General features: G+C 37.3%; 19 protein-coding genes. 16 read left to right on the top strand and 3 right to left on the bottom strand.

Annotation, left to right across the window (positions count from 1 at the left end):
* Nucleotides 1–14 precede the first annotated feature (14 nt).
* The 13 genes from cbpF (at nucleotide 15) to N5909_RS05110 (ending at nucleotide 10,022) form a co-directional block, all read left to right on the top strand.
* Nucleotides 15–1,037: a choline-binding protein CbpF gene (gene cbpF, locus N5909_RS05170; RefSeq protein WP_271630911.1), complete on the top strand. Its 1,023-nt coding sequence runs from the start codon at nucleotides 15–17 to the stop codon at nucleotides 1,035–1,037.
* Nucleotides 1,038–1,159: 122 nt separating this feature from the next.
* Nucleotides 1,160–2,038: a mevalonate kinase gene (gene mvk / locus N5909_RS05165; RefSeq protein WP_033682285.1), complete on the top strand. Its 879-nt coding sequence runs from the start codon at nucleotides 1,160–1,162 to the stop codon at nucleotides 2,036–2,038.
* A complete protein-coding gene (gene mvaD / locus N5909_RS05160) occupies nucleotides 2,020–2,973 on the top strand; it encodes a diphosphomevalonate decarboxylase (RefSeq protein ID WP_033682284.1) in 954 nt (317 codons plus the stop codon). Before mvk ends, mvaD begins: the two co-directional genes overlap by 19 nt.
* Complete coding sequence (locus N5909_RS05155; RefSeq protein ID WP_033682282.1) at nucleotides 2,960–3,967, top strand: phosphomevalonate kinase; 1,008 nt, start codon at nucleotides 2,960–2,962, stop codon at nucleotides 3,965–3,967. Before mvaD ends, N5909_RS05155 begins: the two co-directional genes overlap by 14 nt.
* Complete coding sequence (gene fni, locus N5909_RS05150; RefSeq protein WP_033682281.1) at nucleotides 3,951–4,961, top strand: type 2 isopentenyl-diphosphate Delta-isomerase; 1,011 nt, start codon at nucleotides 3,951–3,953, stop codon at nucleotides 4,959–4,961. Before N5909_RS05155 ends, fni begins: the two co-directional genes overlap by 17 nt.
* 76 nt (nucleotides 4,962–5,037) lie before the next feature.
* On the top strand, nucleotides 5,038–5,736 hold the full coding sequence (liaF, locus tag N5909_RS05145) for a cell wall-active antibiotics response protein LiaF (protein ID WP_033682280.1): 699 nt from the start codon (nucleotides 5,038–5,040) through the stop codon (nucleotides 5,734–5,736).
* Entirely contained in the window at nucleotides 5,733–6,728 is a 996-nt protein-coding gene (locus N5909_RS05140) for a sensor histidine kinase (RefSeq protein ID WP_033682279.1), read from the top strand. The genes liaF and N5909_RS05140 overlap by 4 nt, the downstream gene beginning before the upstream one ends.
* A 13-nt stretch (nucleotides 6,729–6,741) precedes the next feature.
* Nucleotides 6,742–7,374 (top strand): response regulator transcription factor, encoded by a 633-nt coding sequence (locus tag N5909_RS05135; protein ID WP_033682277.1) that lies wholly within the window; start codon nucleotides 6,742–6,744, stop codon nucleotides 7,372–7,374.
* A gap of 148 nt (nucleotides 7,375–7,522) precedes the next feature.
* The gene (locus N5909_RS05130; protein ID WP_033682276.1) at nucleotides 7,523–8,470 is read left to right on the top strand and encodes an alpha/beta hydrolase family protein; all 948 of its coding nucleotides are present in this window, start codon (nucleotides 7,523–7,525) and stop codon (nucleotides 8,468–8,470) included.
* Between the two features lie 350 nt (nucleotides 8,471–8,820).
* Entirely contained in the window at nucleotides 8,821–8,982 is a 162-nt protein-coding gene (locus N5909_RS05125; RefSeq protein ID WP_000077978.1) for a type II toxin-antitoxin system RelB/DinJ family antitoxin, read from the top strand.
* A gap of 44 nt (nucleotides 8,983–9,026) precedes the next feature.
* The gene (locus N5909_RS05120) at nucleotides 9,027–9,341 is read left to right on the top strand and encodes a nucleotidyltransferase family protein (protein ID WP_000263129.1); all 315 of its coding nucleotides are present in this window, start codon (nucleotides 9,027–9,029) and stop codon (nucleotides 9,339–9,341) included.
* Entirely contained in the window at nucleotides 9,322–9,696 is a 375-nt protein-coding gene (locus N5909_RS05115; RefSeq protein ID WP_001257562.1) for a DUF86 domain-containing protein, read from the top strand. Before N5909_RS05120 ends, N5909_RS05115 begins: the two co-directional genes overlap by 20 nt.
* A 41-nt stretch (nucleotides 9,697–9,737) precedes the next feature.
* Nucleotides 9,738–10,022: a hypothetical protein gene (locus N5909_RS05110; protein ID WP_261027623.1), complete on the top strand. Its 285-nt coding sequence runs from the start codon at nucleotides 9,738–9,740 to the stop codon at nucleotides 10,020–10,022.
* Between the two features lie 107 nt (nucleotides 10,023–10,129).
* Here N5909_RS05110 and N5909_RS05105 read toward each other — a convergent pair whose 3' ends face one another.
* The 3 genes from N5909_RS05105 to N5909_RS05095 all read right to left on the bottom strand — a co-directional run bounded on the left by N5909_RS05105 (nucleotide 10,130) and on the right by N5909_RS05095 (nucleotide 11,304).
* Nucleotides 10,130–10,555, bottom strand: a complete 426-nt coding sequence (locus N5909_RS05105; RefSeq protein ID WP_271630910.1) for an ImmA/IrrE family metallo-endopeptidase — start codon at nucleotides 10,553–10,555, stop codon at nucleotides 10,130–10,132.
* A complete protein-coding gene (locus N5909_RS05100) occupies nucleotides 10,542–10,889 on the bottom strand; it encodes a helix-turn-helix domain-containing protein (RefSeq protein WP_271630909.1) in 348 nt (115 codons plus the stop codon). The genes N5909_RS05105 and N5909_RS05100 overlap by 14 nt, the downstream gene beginning before the upstream one ends.
* A 112-nt stretch (nucleotides 10,890–11,001) precedes the next feature.
* Nucleotides 11,002–11,304: a helix-turn-helix domain-containing protein gene (locus N5909_RS05095; protein WP_271630908.1), complete on the bottom strand. Its 303-nt coding sequence runs from the start codon at nucleotides 11,302–11,304 to the stop codon at nucleotides 11,002–11,004.
* Between the two features lie 111 nt (nucleotides 11,305–11,415).
* Here N5909_RS05095 and N5909_RS05090 point away from each other — a divergent pair, with 111 nt between their 5' ends.
* The 3 genes from N5909_RS05090 to N5909_RS05080 form a co-directional block, all read left to right on the top strand.
* Nucleotides 11,416–11,697: a hypothetical protein gene (locus tag N5909_RS05090; protein WP_000438215.1), complete on the top strand. Its 282-nt coding sequence runs from the start codon at nucleotides 11,416–11,418 to the stop codon at nucleotides 11,695–11,697.
* Nucleotides 11,698–13,626: 1,929 nt separating this feature from the next.
* A complete protein-coding gene (locus N5909_RS05085) occupies nucleotides 13,627–14,040 on the top strand; it encodes a helix-turn-helix transcriptional regulator (RefSeq protein WP_271630907.1) in 414 nt (137 codons plus the stop codon).
* 520 nt (nucleotides 14,041–14,560) lie between these two features.
* Nucleotides 14,561–16,902, top strand: a 2,342-nt coding sequence (locus tag N5909_RS05080; RefSeq protein ID WP_271630905.1) for an SspB-related isopeptide-forming adhesin, incomplete at its 3' end; no start/stop codon positions are given.

Genomic DNA, 16,902 nt, shown 5'->3' with positions numbered 1-16,902 from the left:
TGGAGGGTATATACATGAAACTTTTGAAAAAAATGATGCAAGTTGGATTAGCAGCAATATTCTTTGGTTTTCTAGCTACAAATATAGTATTTGCAGATGATTCTGAAGGATGGCATTTTGTACAAGAAAACGGAAGAACCTACTACAAGAAGGGTGACATCAAAGAAACCTACTGGCGAGTGATTGATGGTAAGTACTATTATTTTGATCCTTTATCTGGAGAGATGGTTGTCGGCTGGCAATATATACCTGCTCCACACGAAGGGGTTACGATTGGTTCTTCTCTAAGGCAAGATATTGCTTTTAGACCAGATTGGTTTTACTTTGGTCAAGATGGGGTACTACAAGATTTTGTTGGTAAGCAAGTTTTAGAAGCAAAAACTGCTACAAATACCAACAAACATCATGGGGAACAATATGATAGTCCAGCAGAGAAAAGAGTCTATTATTTTAAAGATCAACGTAGTTATCACACCTTAAAAACTGGTTGGGTTTATGATGAGGGGCACTGGTATTATTTACTGAAGGATGGTGGCTTCGATGCTGGTATCGACAGTTTAACGGTTGGGGAGCTAGCACGTGGTTGGATCAAGGATTATCCTCTAACCTATGATGAAGAGAAGCTTAAAGCGGCTCCATGGTATTACCTAGATCCAGCAACTGGCATTATGCGAACAGGATGGCAATATCTAGGTAATAACTGGTACTACCTCCGTTCATCAGGAGCAATGGCGACTGGTTGGTATCAAGAAGGTTCGACTTGGTATTATTTAGATGAGCCAAATGGCGATATGAAAACTGGTTGGCAAAACCTTGGTAACAAGTGGTACTATCTCCGTTCATCAGGAGCAATGGCGACTGGTTGGTATCAAGAAGGTTCAACTTGGTACTACCTAAATGCAGGTAATGGAGATATGAAGACAGGTTGGTTCCAGGTCAATGGCAAATGGTACTATGCTTATAGCTCAGGTGCTTTAGCAGTGAATACGACCGTAGATGGCTATTCTGTCAATTATAATGGCGAATGGGTTCAATAATGAAAGAGGCGATTGTGAAGGAAACAATCGCTTTTTTTGTGAAAATATAATAAAATAGATAGGAGAGAATAAATACTTGTAGGAAAAAATGAGACGGCTTTTTCGTCTAGTAAAAGGATAACATGACAAAAAAGGTTGGTGTCGGTCAGGCACATAGTAAGATAATTTTAATAGGGGAGCATGCAGTCGTTTACGGTTATCCTGCCATTTCCCTGCCTCTTTTGGAGGTGGAGGTGACTTGTAAGGTAGTTCCTGCAGCGAGTCCTTGGCGTCTTTATGAGGAGGATACCTTGTCCATGGCGGTGTATGCTTCGCTGGAGTATTTAGATATCAAAGAGGCTTGCATTCGCTGTGAGATTGACTCGGCTATCCCTGAAAAACGGGGAATGGGTTCGTCGGCTGCTATCAGCATAGCGGCTATTCGTGCGGTATTTGACTACTATCAGGCAGAACTGCCTCATGATGTACTAGAAATCTTGGTCAATCGGGCGGAGATGATTGCTCATATGAATCCAAGTGGTTTGGATGCCAAGACCTGTCTCAGTGACCAGCCTATTCGCTTTATTAAGAACGTAGGATTTACAGAGCTTGAGATGAATCTATCTGCCTATTTGGTCATTGCAGATACGGGCGTCTATGGTCACACTCGTGAAGCCATTCAAGTGGTTCAAAACAAGGGCAAGGATGCCCTGCCGTTTTTGCATGCCCTGGGAGAATTGACCCAGCAAGCAGAAGAAGCGATTTCACGAAAAGATGCTGAAGGACTGGGACAAATCCTTAGTCAAGCGCATTTACATCTAAAAGAAATTGGTGTTAGTAGCCCTGAGGCGGATTCTCTAGTTGAAACGGCTCTTAGCCATGGTGCTCTGGGTGCCAAGATGAGCGGTGGTGGGCTAGGAGGCTGTATCATAGCCTTGGCAACCAATTTGACTCAAGCTCAAGAACTAGCAGAAAGATTAGAAGAGAAAGGAGCTGTTCAGACATGGATAGAGAGCCTGTAACAATACGTTCTTACGCAAATATTGCTATTATCAAATATTGGGGAAAGAAAAAAGAAAAAGAGATGGTGCCTGCTACTAGCAGCATCTCTCTGACTTTGGAAAACATGTACACAGAGACGGCCCTGTCGCCTCTACCGACGGATGCGACTGCTGATGTCTTTTACATCAATGGTCAGCTACAGAGTGAGGCGGAGCATGTCAAGATGAGCAAGATTATTGACCGTTACCGTCCAGCTGGTGAGGGCTTTGTTCGAATTGATACTCAAAATAATATGCCTACGGCAGCGGGCTTGTCATCAAGTTCTAGTGGTTTGTCTGCCTTGGTCAAGGCTTGTAATGCTTATTTCAAGCTTGGATTGACTCGGAGCCAGTTGGCACAGGAGGCTAAGTTTGCCTCAGGCTCTTCCTCTCGGAGTTTTTATGGACCACTAGGTGCTTGGGATAAGGATAGCGGAGAAATTTACCCTGTAGAGACAGACTTGAAACTAGCTATGATTATGTTGGTACTAGAGGACAAGAAAAAACCAATCTCTAGTCGTGATGGGATGAAACTTTGTGTGGAGACATCGACGACCTTTGATGACTGGGTCCGTCAGTCTGAGAAAGACTATCAGGATATGCTGATTTATCTCAAGGAAAATGACTTTGCCAAGGTTGGGGAATTAACGGAGAAAAATGCCCTGGCTATGCACGCTACGACCAAAACAGCATCACCAGCCTTTTCTTATATGACCGATGCAAGCTATGAAGCCATGGACTTTGTCCGCCAGCTTCGTGAGCAAGGAGAAGCTTGCTACTTTACCATGGATGCTGGTCCCAATGTCAAGGTTCTCTGTCAGGAGAAAGACTTGGAGCATTTATCAGAAATCTTCGGTCAACGTTATCGCTTGATTGTGTCAAAAACAAAGGATTTGAGCCAAGATGATTGCTGTTAAAACTTGCGGAAAACTCTATTGGGCAGGCGAATATGCTATTTTAGAGCCAGGGCAGTTGGCCTTGATAAAGGCCATTCCCATCTATATGAAGGGCGAGATTGCTTTTTCTGACAGCTACCGTATCTATTCGGATATGTTTGATTTCGCAATAGATTTGACACCAAATCCTGACTATAGCTTGATTCAAGAAACAATTGCTTTAGTGCAAGATTTCCTCGTTCATCGTGGGCAGACCTTGCGACCTTTTTCTTTGGAAATCCGAGGAAAAATGGAAAGAGAAGGGAAAAAGTTTGGTCTGGGTTCTAGCGGTAGCGTCGTTGTCTTGGTTATCAAGGCTCTGCTGGCTTTGTATGATGTTTCAGTGAATCAGGATCTCTTGTTCAAACTGGCCAGTGCTGTCTTGCTCAAGCGCGGAGACAATGGTTCTATGGGGGACATTGCCTGTATTGTGGCAGAGGAATTGGTTCTTTACCAGTCATTTGATCGCCAGAAGGTGGCTGCTTGGTTGGAAGAAGAAAATTTGTTGACAGTTTTAGAGCGTGATTGGGGCTTTTCAATTTCGCAAGTGAAACCTCCCCTAAAATGTGATTTCCTAGTGGGATGGACCAAGGAAGTGGCTGTATCTAGTGATATGGTTCAACAAATCAAGCAAAATATCAATCAGAATTTTTTAAATTCCTCAAAAGAAACGGTGGCTGCTTTGGTAGAAGCCTTGGAGCAGGGGAAAGTAGAAAAAAGCATCGAGCAAGTAGAAGCAGCCAGCAAGCTTTTAGAAGGCTTGAGCGCAGATATTTACACGCCTTCGCTTAGACAGCTGAAAGAGGCCAGTCAAGATTTGCAGGCTGTTGCTAAGAGTAGCGGTGCTGGTGGTGGGGACTGTGGTATTGCCTTGAGTTTTGATGAGCAATCAACTGAAACCCTAAAGAACCGTTGGGCCGATCTGGGGATTGAGCTCTTATACCAAGAAAGGATAGGCCATGACGACAAATCGTAAGGATGAGCACATCCGCTATGCCCTTGAGCAGAAAAGTTCCTATAATAGCTTTGATGAGGTGGAGTTGATTCATTCTTCCTTGCCTTTTTACGACCTGGATGAAATCGATCTGTCGACAGAGTTTGCTGGTCGAAAGTGGGACTTTCCTTTTTATATCAATGCCATGACGGGTGGAAGTGATAAGGGGAGAGAAATCAATCAAAATCTGGCTCAAGTAGCGGAAGCCTGTGGAATTTTATTTGTAACGGGTTCTTATAGCGCAGCCCTCAAAGATCCATCAGATGCCTCTTTTTCTGTCAAGGCTAGTCATCCAAATCTCCTTCTTGGAACCAATATTGGATTGGACAAGCCTGTCGAGTTAGGACTTCAGACTGTGACGGAGATGAATCCTGTTCTCTTGCAAGTGCATGTCAATGTTATGCAGGAATTGCTCATGCCTGAGGGAGAACGAAAGTTCAGAAGCTGGCAATCGCATCTGGCAGACTATAGCAAGCAAATCCCCGTTCCTATTGTCCTCAAGGAAGTGGGCTTTGGAATGGATGTGAAGACCATCGAGAGAGCCTATGAATTGGGCGTTCGAACCTTTGACCTGTCAGGTCGTGGTGGCACCAGCTTTGCCTATATTGAAAACCGCCGCAGTGGCCAACGTGATTACCTCAATCAATGGGGACAGTCTACTATGCAAGCCCTTCTCAATGCTCAAGAATGGAAAGACAAGGTCGAACTCTTGGTCAGTGGAGGCGTTCGGAATCCGCTGGATATGATTAAGTGCTTGGTCTTTGGTGCCAAGGCAGTCGGTCTTTCTCGAACTATGTTAGAGTTAGTAGAAAACCACTCGATTGAAGAGGTCATTGCTATTGTTCAGGGTTGGAAAGATGATTTACGACTCATCATGTGTGCCCTTAATTGTGCCACCATAGCAGATCTGCAAAAAGTAGACTATCTTCTTTATGGAAAATTAAAAGAAGCAAATGATCAGATGAAAAAGGCGTAACCACCGCCTTTTTTCCATCTTCAGACCGAGGTGACTTTTTTGAATTGTGATAAAATAGAAGGGAGAGGATGAACCTATGAGAAAATTTAAAATCTTTTTATTTATCGAAGCCTGTCTTCTGACAGGAGCTCTGATTTTGATGGTATCAGAGCATTTTTCGCGTTTTCTGCTGATTTTATTCCTCTTTTTGCTTTTGATTCGCTATTACACTGGTAAAGAAGGCAATAATCTTCTCTTAGTAGTGGCAACCATTCTCTTCTTTTTCATCGTCATGCTCAATCCTTTTGTGATATTAGCTATTTTTGTTGCGGTCATCTATAGCCTCTTTCTTCTTTATCCGATGATGAACCAGGAAAAAGAGCAGACCAATTTGGTTTTTGAAGAGGTGGTAACGGTTAAGAAGGAGAAAAATCGTTGGTTTGGAAATCTCCATCATTTTTCAAGCTACCAGACTTGCCAGTTTGATGATATCAATCTTTTTCGTCTCATGGGCAAGGACACTATTCATCTGGAGAGGGTCATCTTAACCAATCACGACAATGTCATTATCCTCAGAAAGATGGTAGGAACAACTAAAATCATTGTGCCCGTAGATGTAGAAGTTAGTCTCAGCGTTAACTGTCTCTATGGTGATTTGACTTTTTTCAACCAGCCCAAGCGTGCCCTCCGCAATGAACACTATCATCAAGAAACAAAAGACTATCTCAAGAGTAACAAGAGTGTCAAGATTTTCTTGACTACTATGATTGGGGATGTGGAGGTGATCAGAGGATGAAAAAACAAGCCTATGTAATCATTGCTCTCACCTCCTTATTATTTGTCTTGTTTTTCTCCCACAGCTTGATGGAAATCCTTGACTTTGACTGGTCTATTTTCCTGCATGATGTCGAAAAAACAGAAAAATTTGTCTTTTTGCTGCTGGTATTCAGCATGTCCCTGACCTTTCTCTTAGCTCTGTTTTGGAGAGGTATCGAAGAGCTTTCTCTAAGAAAAATGCAGGCTAATCTCAAGCGTTTGTTGGCAGGGCAAGAAGTGGTTCGGGTTGCAGATCCAGATTTGGATGCCAGTTTCAAGTCCTTGTCTGGCAAACTTAATCTTTTGACAGAAGCTCTTCAAAAAGCTGAAAATCACAGTCTTGCTCAGGAAGAGGAAATCATTGAGAAGGAACGGAAGCGGATTGCTCGGGATTTGCACGATACAGTCAGTCAAGAGTTATTTGCGGCTCACATGATTTTGTCAGGTGTCAGTCAGCAGGTTTTGAAATTGGATAGAGAAAAGATGCAGACCCAGTTGCAGAGTGTCACAGCTATTTTAGAAACTGCCCAGAAGGATTTGCGAGTCTTGCTCTTACACTTGAGACCAGTTGAACTGGAGCAAAAGAGTCTGGTTGAGGGAATTCAAATTCTCTTAAAAGAGCTTGAGGACAAGAGTGATCTCAAGGTTAGTTTCAAGCAAAATGTGACGAAATTGCCTAAGAAAATCGAGGAGCATATCTTCCGTATCCTGCAAGAGTTGATCAGCAATACCCTCCGCCATGCTCAGGCATCTTGTTTGGATGTCTATCTCTATCAGACAGATTTTCAATTGCAGCTGAAGGTGGTGGACAATGGGATTGGTTTCCAGTTGGGGAGTTTAGATGACCTGAGTTATGGACTCCGCAATATCAAGGAGCGGGTTGAAGATATGGCAGGGACGGTTCAGCTATTGACAGCTCCTAAACAAGGGCTGGCAGTTGATATCCGTATTCCTCTGCTCGATAAGGAATGATAAAGGAGTAAAGATGAAAATTTTACTAGTTGATGACCATGAAATGGTCCGATTGGGCTTGAAAAGCTATTTTGACCTCCAAGACGATGTAGAAGTTGTGGGCGAGGCAGCAAACGGTTCTCAGGGGATTGACTTGGCCTTGGAACTGCGTCCAGATGTCATTGTCATGGATATTGTCATGCCTGAGATGAATGGAATTGATGCAACCTTGGCCATCCTCAAAGAATGGCCTGAGGCCAAGATTTTGATTGTGACTTCGTACTTGGACAATGAAAAAATCATGCCGGTTTTGAATGCTGGTGCTCGAGGCTATATGCTCAAGACTTCTAGTGCAGATGAATTACTACATGCTGTCCGTAAGGTAGCTGCTGGGGAGCTGGCCATTGAGCAGGAGGTTAGCAAGAAGGTCGAATACCACCGCAATCACATAGAACTACATGAAGACTTGACTGCGCGTGAGCGAGATGTACTTCAACTCATTGCCAAGGGCTACGAAAATCAGCGCATCGCTGATGAACTTTTTATCTCTCTCAAGACGGTCAAGACCCATGTGTCCAACATCCTAGCCAAACTTGAGGTCAGCGATCGTACCCAGGCTGCAGTCTATGCCTTTCAGCACCACTTGGTGGGGCATGAGGAGTTTTAATACTAGCACATTAATACTCTTCGAAAATCAAATTCAAACCACGTCAGCTTCACCTTGCCGTACTCAAGTACAGCCTGCGGCTAGCTTCCTAGTTTCCTCTTTGATTTTCATTGAGTATAATTTAAAAAAATAACAAAAAGGAAAATCTATGAAATATATTGTAAGCATTTTAGCTATCGGTCTTGTAATAGGAGGAGGAATCTTATTTTGGAAAAATAGAGAGAATACATCTCCTCGTATTCAAGCTGAAGAAAGTATTTCATCTACTTCTAGTCAAGAAACGAATCAATCACCTAAAACACAAGAGAGCCATTTAGTTCCGACAGATGATATTGTTACCGAGGAATATACGGTTGCTTATGAAGATAAAAAACTGTATGGTCAAATCACAGCACCTAAAGATTATAAAAATAAAAAATTACCAGTAGTTGTCATCTCACATGGCTTTAACAATACATTTGATATGTATAAGGATTATATCCAATTGTTAGCAAAGCAAGGCTTTTTGGTCTATGGTTTTGACTATTATGGAGGAAGTCGTAATTCTAAAAGTGGCGGTCAAGATATGCTTCAAATGTCTGTAAAAACAGAGCTAACAGACTTAACGAACGTAGTAGATAAACTGACTTCAGAAAGTTATGTTGATAAGGATCATCTGAGCATAATAGGTGTCAGTCAGGGTGGTGTGGTGGCTAGTCTGTATGCGGCTGCTAATCCTGAACAAATCTACAAACTCGGCCTGATTTTCCCCGCTTATGTTTTATTTGATGATGTGGAGGAAACTTATCAAAATCTTGGAAGTCCATCATTTGATCAACTCCCTGATAGTCTGACACATCATAATGCTAGCTTGGGTAAAATTTATCTGATAGATGCACTAGATATTGATATTGAAGATGTACAGAGGAAGATTATTGCTCCTACTCTAATTGTACATGGGACGAATGATACAATTGCTCCCTATCAATATTCAGTTGATGCTATCCAAAGAATTCCAAATGCTAAACTGGTGACTGTAGAAGGTGGAAGTCATCGTATTGATGAGAATTTTAGTAAAATTGCCATATCAGCCATTCAGAACTTTTTGGTAGAGTAAATAATTTTTAGTAGCTGACCTTAGTATCAAGGAAGCAAGCAAGTACCTTTCCTATCATTGAAAAGCGCATTCATTACTTGAAAAAAGTCGTCTATTTATGTTATAATAGACTGTATTTAAAGAGGAAGTCAGATTTCTTGATTCTAAAAGGTTTTTAGCGCTAAGAAATTGAATAAAAAAAGAAATTAACCAAAAACTAACCAAGGACTGTATATTTTTAGTCAATGAATATAGAATAAAGTAGATCAGGAAGCTGGTCTATTTTATTTTGTATTTACTGATATATAAAAAAGTTGAATCGTCTTTCTAAAAGTGATACAATAGATATACAAGAAGAAAAGGAGAATGCTATGTCACAAATTGCTGTAAGAGTAGATGATGAGTTGAAAAAAGAAGCGACTGCAATTTTTAATGAGTTGGGGTTGGATATGTCAACTGCTGTGAAGTTATTTTTGAAGCAAAGTGTGTTGACAAGGAGCATTCCTTTTGATGTTAAACTTGATTCTGAGTAAGCTGAAATAAAAGATGGCTATATATGATACAAAGGGGTTTAGTTATGGTTTATACAATAGATCAGATAAAGGAAAAAATTGTTCCTATTGCTAAACAATATGATTTATCTAAAATTTATCTATTTGGCTCTTATGCTAGGGGTGAAGCTGATGGAAAAAGTGATGTTGATATTGCTTTGGAGTTAGAGGATGATTCGATATATTTTGATGTATATGGTAGGCTTTTAACTATTTTTGATGGTAATATAGATATTCTATTGGTTAGTGATTTACTTTCTCCTAAAACGAATATTGGGAAGTTAGTTAAGAAAAATTTTTTGAATGATAGAGAGGTTATTTATGAGAAGTCAATCTCTTGAAACTGATATAGCGTATTTGAAGGATATGGTTTTATATCTTGATAAGGCTGTTGCTGTTTTGGATAAAGCAAGAAGATATAATTTACCTTTAGATGATGATATGGTAGTTGATTCTATCGCTATGAATTTAGGACAAGTAGGAGAACAGTTATCGTTAGGAAAATTATCAGAGGAAGTAAAACAGAAGTATTCTGATAGGATAAATTGGGTTCAGATAAAAGGTTTTAGAAATTTTATTTATCATAACTATTCAAATTTGAATTTTAAAATTGTAGAGGGGATATTGAAGGAATCTGTTCCCAAAACTAAAGAATCTTTATATTCGATTATACGAGAATTGGAAAAAGAATTATAAGATTTTTGGAAATTATTGCTGGCTAGTTAAGGAGATAGAATATGGAAATTAAAGAAATAAGTTATCAGGATAGAGTTCCCAAAAACATGATTTCAAAATTTAATTATTTTGTGAGAGATTTTCTGAAGGAGTATTCGGATCAGCTAGATGAAATGGAAGCTGGTTCAGATATGACAGTTAAGAAAGAATATGAAGGAGATTTAGAAGTTTATTTTGTTGAATTTGATTTCAATAAAAAAGGCGGAGGTTTTTTTACAGGTTATTTAGACAATGAATTGTTTGTGACTTGTAATGGTGAGTTTTGGGGAGATGTTATTTTAGAGTAAAAAGCGAAGGAAAATTAAATGTTCCTGGATATTTGATTCGTTTTTTAGGTCAAAATGGGCAACCAGGTATTTGAAATTTGTTCGGAAATAGAAAAATAACACTATCATTAGATAATGTTATTTTTTTTGTTTTCATTATAAAAATTTGTAGCTATTTCTTTAACGTAGTTTTCATAGCTGGCTGGAATTTCAGCATTTTTAAGGTAGTCTTGATAGTTAAAGTGTTCATCTATTGGATATTCACTGTTCACTAAACTCATAAAATCAAGGATTCGTCCTTTTTCACTGTTGTTTTCAATGTGACTTTTAAAAGTATCAATTTGAGAAAGTGAATTGTTGCAATCATCATTGATTAAATGGTGTTTTTCATGAAGAAGTACATTTATTTTTTCAATATCGCTTGTGTCGGAACGAAGAAAAATAAAGTGCTGGTTATTTACAAGTACATATCTACCTTTACTTGATAAGTTTTTAAGAGTGATCACTTTACAATTTAATTGTTCTATCTCTTTTATAACTTTATTTAGGTTCATACTTATTTTTGTTTGCAAAATAGTCTTTTAGGAAGTCTTTGATGATCTCTCTATCGTTATCTGTGATTGGTGTACCATCATAAGCGACTGAGTTATCAATAGCTGTGTCGATGTCTGCTTCTAAAGTTGAATTTGGAATATCCGTTTGACCTAGTAGATAATCAGTAGAAACATTGAAAAAATCGGCTAGTTTTTGTATGGTTTCTCTGGAAGGTTTGCGTGAACCTTTTTCCCAATTTTGATAAGAGGGTTGACTAGTTCCTATGTGTTCGGCAATTTCTTTTTGAGTATAGCCCGTGTTTTTTCTTAGTTCTTTTAGTCGTTCAGAAAACATAAGAAATCCTTTCTAAGTAAAAAATAAAATTTTTTTTAAAAAAAGTGTTGACAATATATCGGAAACGATATATAATAGATATATCGAAAGTGATATAAATTTTCAATTTCGATTACAATATGTCTTTTATAGTTTTCTTAATAAACTCAACGTTTTCATCTGAAAGTAGTTGGTTCTTGTAAGAGATTTTATCAGCGTTGAGGATCGATTCGATACGAACAGTCCCATCAGATAGAAGTTCTTCGATAGAAACCCCAAAGAAATCAGAAAACATTTCAAGGGTGTTAAGGTTTGGTTTGCTTTTACCGCTTTCCCATTTTTGATAGGATTGTTGAGTAATATCCAACTCTTGAGCAATTTGTACTTGAGTAAGATTGGCTTTCAATCTTAAATCTTTTAAATTTTTAGAAAACATAAAAAAGTTTTAAAAAACCTGTTGACAAAACAGATAAAAAGTTGTATTATAATAATACAGATTAAAAGCTGTTAAGTCAATACCTTTCATAAAATAAATGAGGAGTAGAGAATGGAACAGTCAACTTTCTCAAATAAAGAAAAAACAAAATTACAAATGTTCTCGTTTATTTCAGATATTTCAAGAATTTGTGAAGATAATCTTGAAATGGTAGAAAGTCTTAGAGATAAATATGATATGCAGGGACTCTCGGAAATTCGTCTAAATGATATTGAACGTGTTTCATTGATGTATCGTCAAGCGCTAGGAAAAGTTTTGTTGAAGTTAGACGAGGAGATAAATGAAGTTCCGTCTGAAGATTATATTGACTTTGAGACTATTTTGTTCGACTAGGAAAGATAATCTCGTTTCCTTTGCGGACAGGAATTAGGATAGTCAATTTTCCTTTAGAGCGGGTCTTGAAAGCCTTGTCCATATTTTTAGCTTTATCAACTTTCCTCTTTGTAACTTTCTTTGCATTTTCTTGATAACAATTTCTGTTATGGGAATTGAAGTCATCTTTGAGATGGTTTCCTTGGAGGACAAAAGGGTGAAGTTTACTCTTTGCCATAATATAGATTCCTTTATTTAATTTAATGGTTCTTTAGTACAATCAAGTATGAGTTGTTTGTACTGCTAGAGCTATTAAAGCTAGCTAGAGTGAAACCTATCTGTATCTAAAAATTTTTAGAAGAATAATCAATGTTTGCAAATATGAGTTTTGTTTCAAGTAAAAGATTGAGTGATTTCTTTTAAAAGTGATAATAGGTATAAGTTGTTTTCTCTAACTAACGATAGTAGTTATTGGTCTTTGAAAATTAAATAAAAAAACGTGTCAGGCAATGATAGACACTGACCAAACACGAATATTAAATGTAGCAATTTAATTATAAGTGAAAAATAGTAAAATGTCAAGTTGTCTGATGGTAGATATGTTTCATGGAGTTTAGTTGTAACAAAATAAGCTAGGTAAAAACCTAGCTTACTACTAAAATAACAATCTTATAATCGTATAGATTGTAAATGCGATTGTCATTCTAGGGGTTGTGTTTAAACAATCTTTGTAAAGTGAAATAAATAGTTTCACAATAACATAGATGAATAAAAACAATCTGATGAGAACGTTTTTCATATCCGCACCTCCTGTTTAAGATAACTTTGAATGGGCTAAATCTATTCAAAGTTTGCTTTCAAGTTATCTTTATAAAGGAGAGGGAAAGAAGTATTCTCGGTTGTATTCTATCATAGAGCAGACGAGAAATCAAGCTAGATAGTATTTTATATAGCTAGATTCCATGAAATGTATCTACAAAACTTTATAGATTCTAAACTCTTTGCTGACTTTTTAGTAAGACTAAGGAAAGCATAGATAACGTATAATGATGAATATTGTGCAAAAAGTTGTCAAATATGGATTTGAGTCAAAAGATTTAATGTAAAGATGAATAATCAACTTCACAATATTGTAAATGATGGATATTGTTTTAGTAATGATTTCAGTCATAATGTTCTCTTTTCTAATATTTTTTGAAAACAAAAATCCAGCAAAGTGTGTTTCCATCTTACTAAGCTGTTTACGATATTTTGTTTTTTGTTTTATAACCGGTATTATTATACCATAAGTAAATGTGGTTAGCAAGGAGTTTAGAGTTTGTAAAGTTCACGTTGGGCGTTTCGTCCTTTCGCCTTAGTAGATAAGAAAAGGGAACTGATGGCTGTGGAGCAGTCAATGATACTTTGAAGAGGTAGCTAGAGTGAGATAGTGAGGCTTTATCGTATGGTCGGTGTGTAAGAGTAAAATCTTGCTAATGCCTTTGGGTAAGGAAGAGGGGGTATTGAGTTATCCTTAAATCTGTGACCTTGGCGAAGGGAGTAGGCTATATAGCTGAAAGTGTGCGAAGATAAGAGCATACAAAAAAGAGTAACAAAAAAAGGCTTTGAAATATAAGCCTTTTTAATTTTACTCAAAAAACAAAATTAACAATCATTTAATTTTTATAATACAGGTTTTGTCCTGATAAGAATTGAAAGTATTGTTAGTTTTCACAAGGGAATATAAGAAAGTATTCTTTTATGTAAACTAACAATATGAGTAGAGAATAGAAAAGAGGAAAGATGGATATTTGGATCTACTTAGTAAGAGTTGGGATGCTATTGTCTATGCTTATTTTGATGATGTTTTTGATTTATTGGATGTTTAGTCATTTGATAATTCTGTTTGTATTTGTGTTGTTTGTGGTTTTCTTTTCGATTATCACATTAAAGTAGAGAGGAAAAGAATTTATGTTGAATGTGTCGATGGCTCTTCGGTTGTATCGAGAAATGTATAATAAGTCGAAAGAGGACTTAGCAAAGTATTTAGAGATTCAACCGAAAGCGTATGCTCGATATGAAAGTGGAGAACGTGAACCTAGTCTTGATAAGCTGTATAAGTTAGCTTACCTTTATAACTGTAAGATTGATGATTTTATCAATGTTGAAGAAAGTTTTAGTGTTGATCGAGAGGATGTTCTGTCTACTAAAGATTTAGATAATCTAGGTTGTCACCATCAATTTTCTCATGGGTTGGTAACAATGCTGACTAAAGGAAAAAGTTATGAAGAGACTATTCGCTTTAGTGCTGATGATAAGACTAAATATGTTCATAAGAGTGAAGTGAAGCAATTCTTACTTGACCTAGTAGATAAGATTGAGTAGTAGGAGAGAGGTGTGTTAAAATCGAAGAGTATGGTTATAAAGAGGGGTTAAGAACATATTCCGAAGAATGGATCATAAAAGAGTATAATCGAATCTATAGTAGATTCTGCTGGAATTTGAAAATCTATGCTCATGTAAAAAATGGTGCTGATGTTTATGTATCATCAAAGAAATGCTGTGAAGATTTATATTATCAGTTGTATGGTGTTGGACAGTTGACTCGTTGTTATTACAGCAAGATAATTTCTAAAATCGAAAGAACGTATGCTTATTTTAGAGAAAATGGAGTGATTATTGAGTTTTAAAAAAATGTTGAATCTGAGAAAGTTATTTTATAATAAGTAATATTATTTTAAGTAGATGGGTAAAATTTTAGAAGGTCAGTTTTAACTGGCTTTTTTTGTTTATAGAAAAGGAGAAAAAATGATTTTAGTAGTTTATAAACGATCTCGTTCACCATCATAGAATGGGATTGTAAAATTGAAATTTTTATTTATAGAAAAAAAGGAGAAAAAAATAGATGTCAAAGACACAAGAATTTAAGGCTTACGGTTCAATCCGTAAGACAAAAGTAGCTGGTGCGTGTGGAGTTATTCTTGCGCTTGGTATTTTGGGAATGGGACTTCAAGGGACTGTATCTGCTGATGAAGTAAAACCTACTACACCTGTTGCAGTAGAAAAGAAAACAGAAGTAGAAGTTCCTATTGCTCATGACAACCTTGATAAAGCTGTTACTGAAGCTAAAAATGCTGGTGTTAAAGTTGAAGTTGGAGCTGTTCAAGATAAAGGTGTTTCAACTTCTGAAACAGTTGCAGAAAAGCAAAAAGAAATTGAAGCTGATTATGCTAAACAGGAAAAAAATGTCAAAGCCGTGACTGATGATTATTCTTCTAAGGTAGATAAAACTACTAAAGAACGTGAAGTAATTGAAGCTGAAAATAAGGCTAAACAAGAAGCGTATGAAAAAGCTGTAAATGATCATAAAGCAGAAGTCAAACGTATTGAAGCTGAAAATAAGGCTATTCTTGCTGACAATGCTAAAAAAGAAGCTGATACCAAAACTGAAAATGAGCGTATTGCAAAGGACAACGCTGAAAAAGAAGCTACCTACAACAAAAACGTAGCAGATCAAAAATCCTATAATGAAAAGGTTGAAAAGGAAAATGCTGATCTAAAAGCTGACTATGATAAAAAACAAGCAAAATATGAAAGTGATCTTGCTGAGTATAACAAGAAAAAAGCAGAACTTGCTAAGAAGGGGGTAAAAGCTGAAAAACCTCATATCAAGGTTTATGGTGATTACGACAACAGCAAGCATGGTAGCGTTGGGTATTACAGCAACCTAACAGCTTCATTTGAAGGTATTGACGGTCTAACTGCTGTAAAAGATTATATTGGTTTGCACTCTGACACTACTATTAGTGGTAGTCGTGCAGGATTGCTTGGGAAAAATCCTGAATATTTTGCTGAAATTGTAAATCCAAAGGCAGGCGATTCATTCACGCTTCACAATGTTGCTGAAAGTAAAGATGGTAAGAAAATCTCTGCTAAGTTTACTTTTAATAGTGCTGAAGCTTATTTTGTAAAAGATGGAAAACCGTTAAGTGATACTAGAATTTATGTTCGTAAAGATAATGGAAGTGGCTCTATTAACTTTGTATATGGGAACTTGATTCAATTTGATACTAAAGTTGATTTATTCTATGAAAAGACAAATAAACCTGCTGTGACAGCGATTGCTTCAACTTTCAACGACATTGACTGGGGACAGGAGTTACGCTTCACTTACCAAGACGGTTCAGAAGGCATTGTCCTTAACCCTAACGGTTCAGATGTTAAGAAAATTACTCGTGGTGGCAAAGAATATTTTAAGGGCGAACATAAGTCTGCTAGTGGTAAATATTACGAAAACGTTGGAGACGAGTCAGATATTCCACTTGGTTCACTTCTTTCTGTTGGATATGGTTCTAGCTTTAATTTTGCTTATCATATCGGTGCAGGTGTGGCAAGTGAGGAAGAAATTGAGTCAAAACGAGCAGAAGTAATCAGACAAAATGGTGGCAAAAACCTTGCCGATAAGGATATTTTCTATCAAGATGGTTGGGCTGTTGGATTGTTTGGTAAAGCAAGTTCAACTGTGCCAATTACTATCCCTTTGGATCCTCCACGTAAACCTGAATTGAAACAAAAGGATACCAAAGAAATTCCTAAACCTAAATTGGAAAAACCAAAAGAGTTTGTACCTCGTCCAACACTTCCAACTCCACCTGCTCCAACTCCACCAGAGAAGAAAAAAATTCCTGAAATGCCTTTAGTTCCTACTGTCAAAGTGAACTATTCACGCTTGCGTGTGAAACCATTAACTCCAAAACCTAAAAAGGCTATTGTTGATACATTCGGACATAATATTGATGGGGCTAATACATTCGATAAGAATGTAAAATTCCGTTTGACTACTGATTATAAGCCTTATTCAACGTTTACTGCTGATTCTAAAACTTATGGTAAGACATGGGCTATGGCAGATGATGTTCAAGATGGTGCTTACAAGGTAGATGACAGCAAAATCACTATGAAGGATTCTACTGGTAAAGATGTTAAAGCGCTCTTTAATATGTACCATGTTCTTTCTGAAAAACAACGCACAAAAGAAATTCAAAGCATTTTGAAAGAAGCTGGTTTGAATCCTAAAGGCGAATTTTACCTTTGGGTAGCGAAAGATTCTGCTTCATTCTATAAAAACTATGTGAAACCAGTTAAGAATATCACGATTGAGCTTCCTGCACGTTTGCTTGTAGAAAAAGGCAAAATTGTGAAAAATGATTTCCATCAAATTGACTTTGGAAATGCCTTTGTCTCTAA

This window comes from Streptococcus gwangjuensis (genome assembly GCF_028156745.1).
Taxonomy (GTDB): domain Bacteria; phylum Bacillota; class Bacilli; order Lactobacillales; family Streptococcaceae; genus Streptococcus; species Streptococcus gwangjuense_A.
Note: the sequence above shows the minus strand (reverse complement) of the source record. Positions and strands in the feature narration are given on the sequence as shown.

Excerpts from the sequence above, each read along its gene's own strand:
- cbpF (WP_271630911.1), top strand. The coding sequence starts at position 15 with ATGAAACTTTTGAAAAAAATGATGCAAGTTGGATTAGCAGCAATATTC.
- mvk (WP_033682285.1), top strand. The coding sequence starts at position 1,160 with ATGACAAAAAAGGTTGGTGTCGGTCAGGCACATAGTAAGATAATTTTA.
- mvaD (WP_033682284.1), top strand. The coding sequence starts at position 2,020 with ATGGATAGAGAGCCTGTAACAATACGTTCTTACGCAAATATTGCTATT.
- N5909_RS05155 (WP_033682282.1), top strand. The coding sequence starts at position 2,960 with ATGATTGCTGTTAAAACTTGCGGAAAACTCTATTGGGCAGGCGAATAT.
- fni (WP_033682281.1), top strand. The coding sequence starts at position 3,951 with ATGACGACAAATCGTAAGGATGAGCACATCCGCTATGCCCTTGAGCAG.
- liaF (WP_033682280.1), top strand. The coding sequence starts at position 5,038 with ATGAGAAAATTTAAAATCTTTTTATTTATCGAAGCCTGTCTTCTGACA.
- N5909_RS05140 (WP_033682279.1), top strand. The coding sequence starts at position 5,733 with ATGAAAAAACAAGCCTATGTAATCATTGCTCTCACCTCCTTATTATTT.
- N5909_RS05135 (WP_033682277.1), top strand. The coding sequence starts at position 6,742 with ATGAAAATTTTACTAGTTGATGACCATGAAATGGTCCGATTGGGCTTG.
- N5909_RS05130 (WP_033682276.1), top strand. The coding sequence starts at position 7,523 with ATGAAATATATTGTAAGCATTTTAGCTATCGGTCTTGTAATAGGAGGA.
- N5909_RS05125 (WP_000077978.1), top strand. The coding sequence starts at position 8,821 with ATGTCACAAATTGCTGTAAGAGTAGATGATGAGTTGAAAAAAGAAGCG.
- N5909_RS05120 (WP_000263129.1), top strand. The coding sequence starts at position 9,027 with ATGGTTTATACAATAGATCAGATAAAGGAAAAAATTGTTCCTATTGCT.
- N5909_RS05115 (WP_001257562.1), top strand. The coding sequence starts at position 9,322 with ATGAGAAGTCAATCTCTTGAAACTGATATAGCGTATTTGAAGGATATG.
- N5909_RS05110 (WP_261027623.1), top strand. The coding sequence starts at position 9,738 with ATGGAAATTAAAGAAATAAGTTATCAGGATAGAGTTCCCAAAAACATG.
- N5909_RS05105 (WP_271630910.1), bottom strand. The coding sequence starts at position 10,555 with ATGAACCTAAATAAAGTTATAAAAGAGATAGAACAATTAAATTGTAAA.
- N5909_RS05100 (WP_271630909.1), bottom strand. The coding sequence starts at position 10,889 with ATGTTTTCTGAACGACTAAAAGAACTAAGAAAAAACACGGGCTATACT.
- N5909_RS05095 (WP_271630908.1), bottom strand. The coding sequence starts at position 11,304 with ATGTTTTCTAAAAATTTAAAAGATTTAAGATTGAAAGCCAATCTTACT.
- N5909_RS05090 (WP_000438215.1), top strand. The coding sequence starts at position 11,416 with ATGGAACAGTCAACTTTCTCAAATAAAGAAAAAACAAAATTACAAATG.
- N5909_RS05085 (WP_271630907.1), top strand. The coding sequence starts at position 13,627 with ATGTTGAATGTGTCGATGGCTCTTCGGTTGTATCGAGAAATGTATAAT.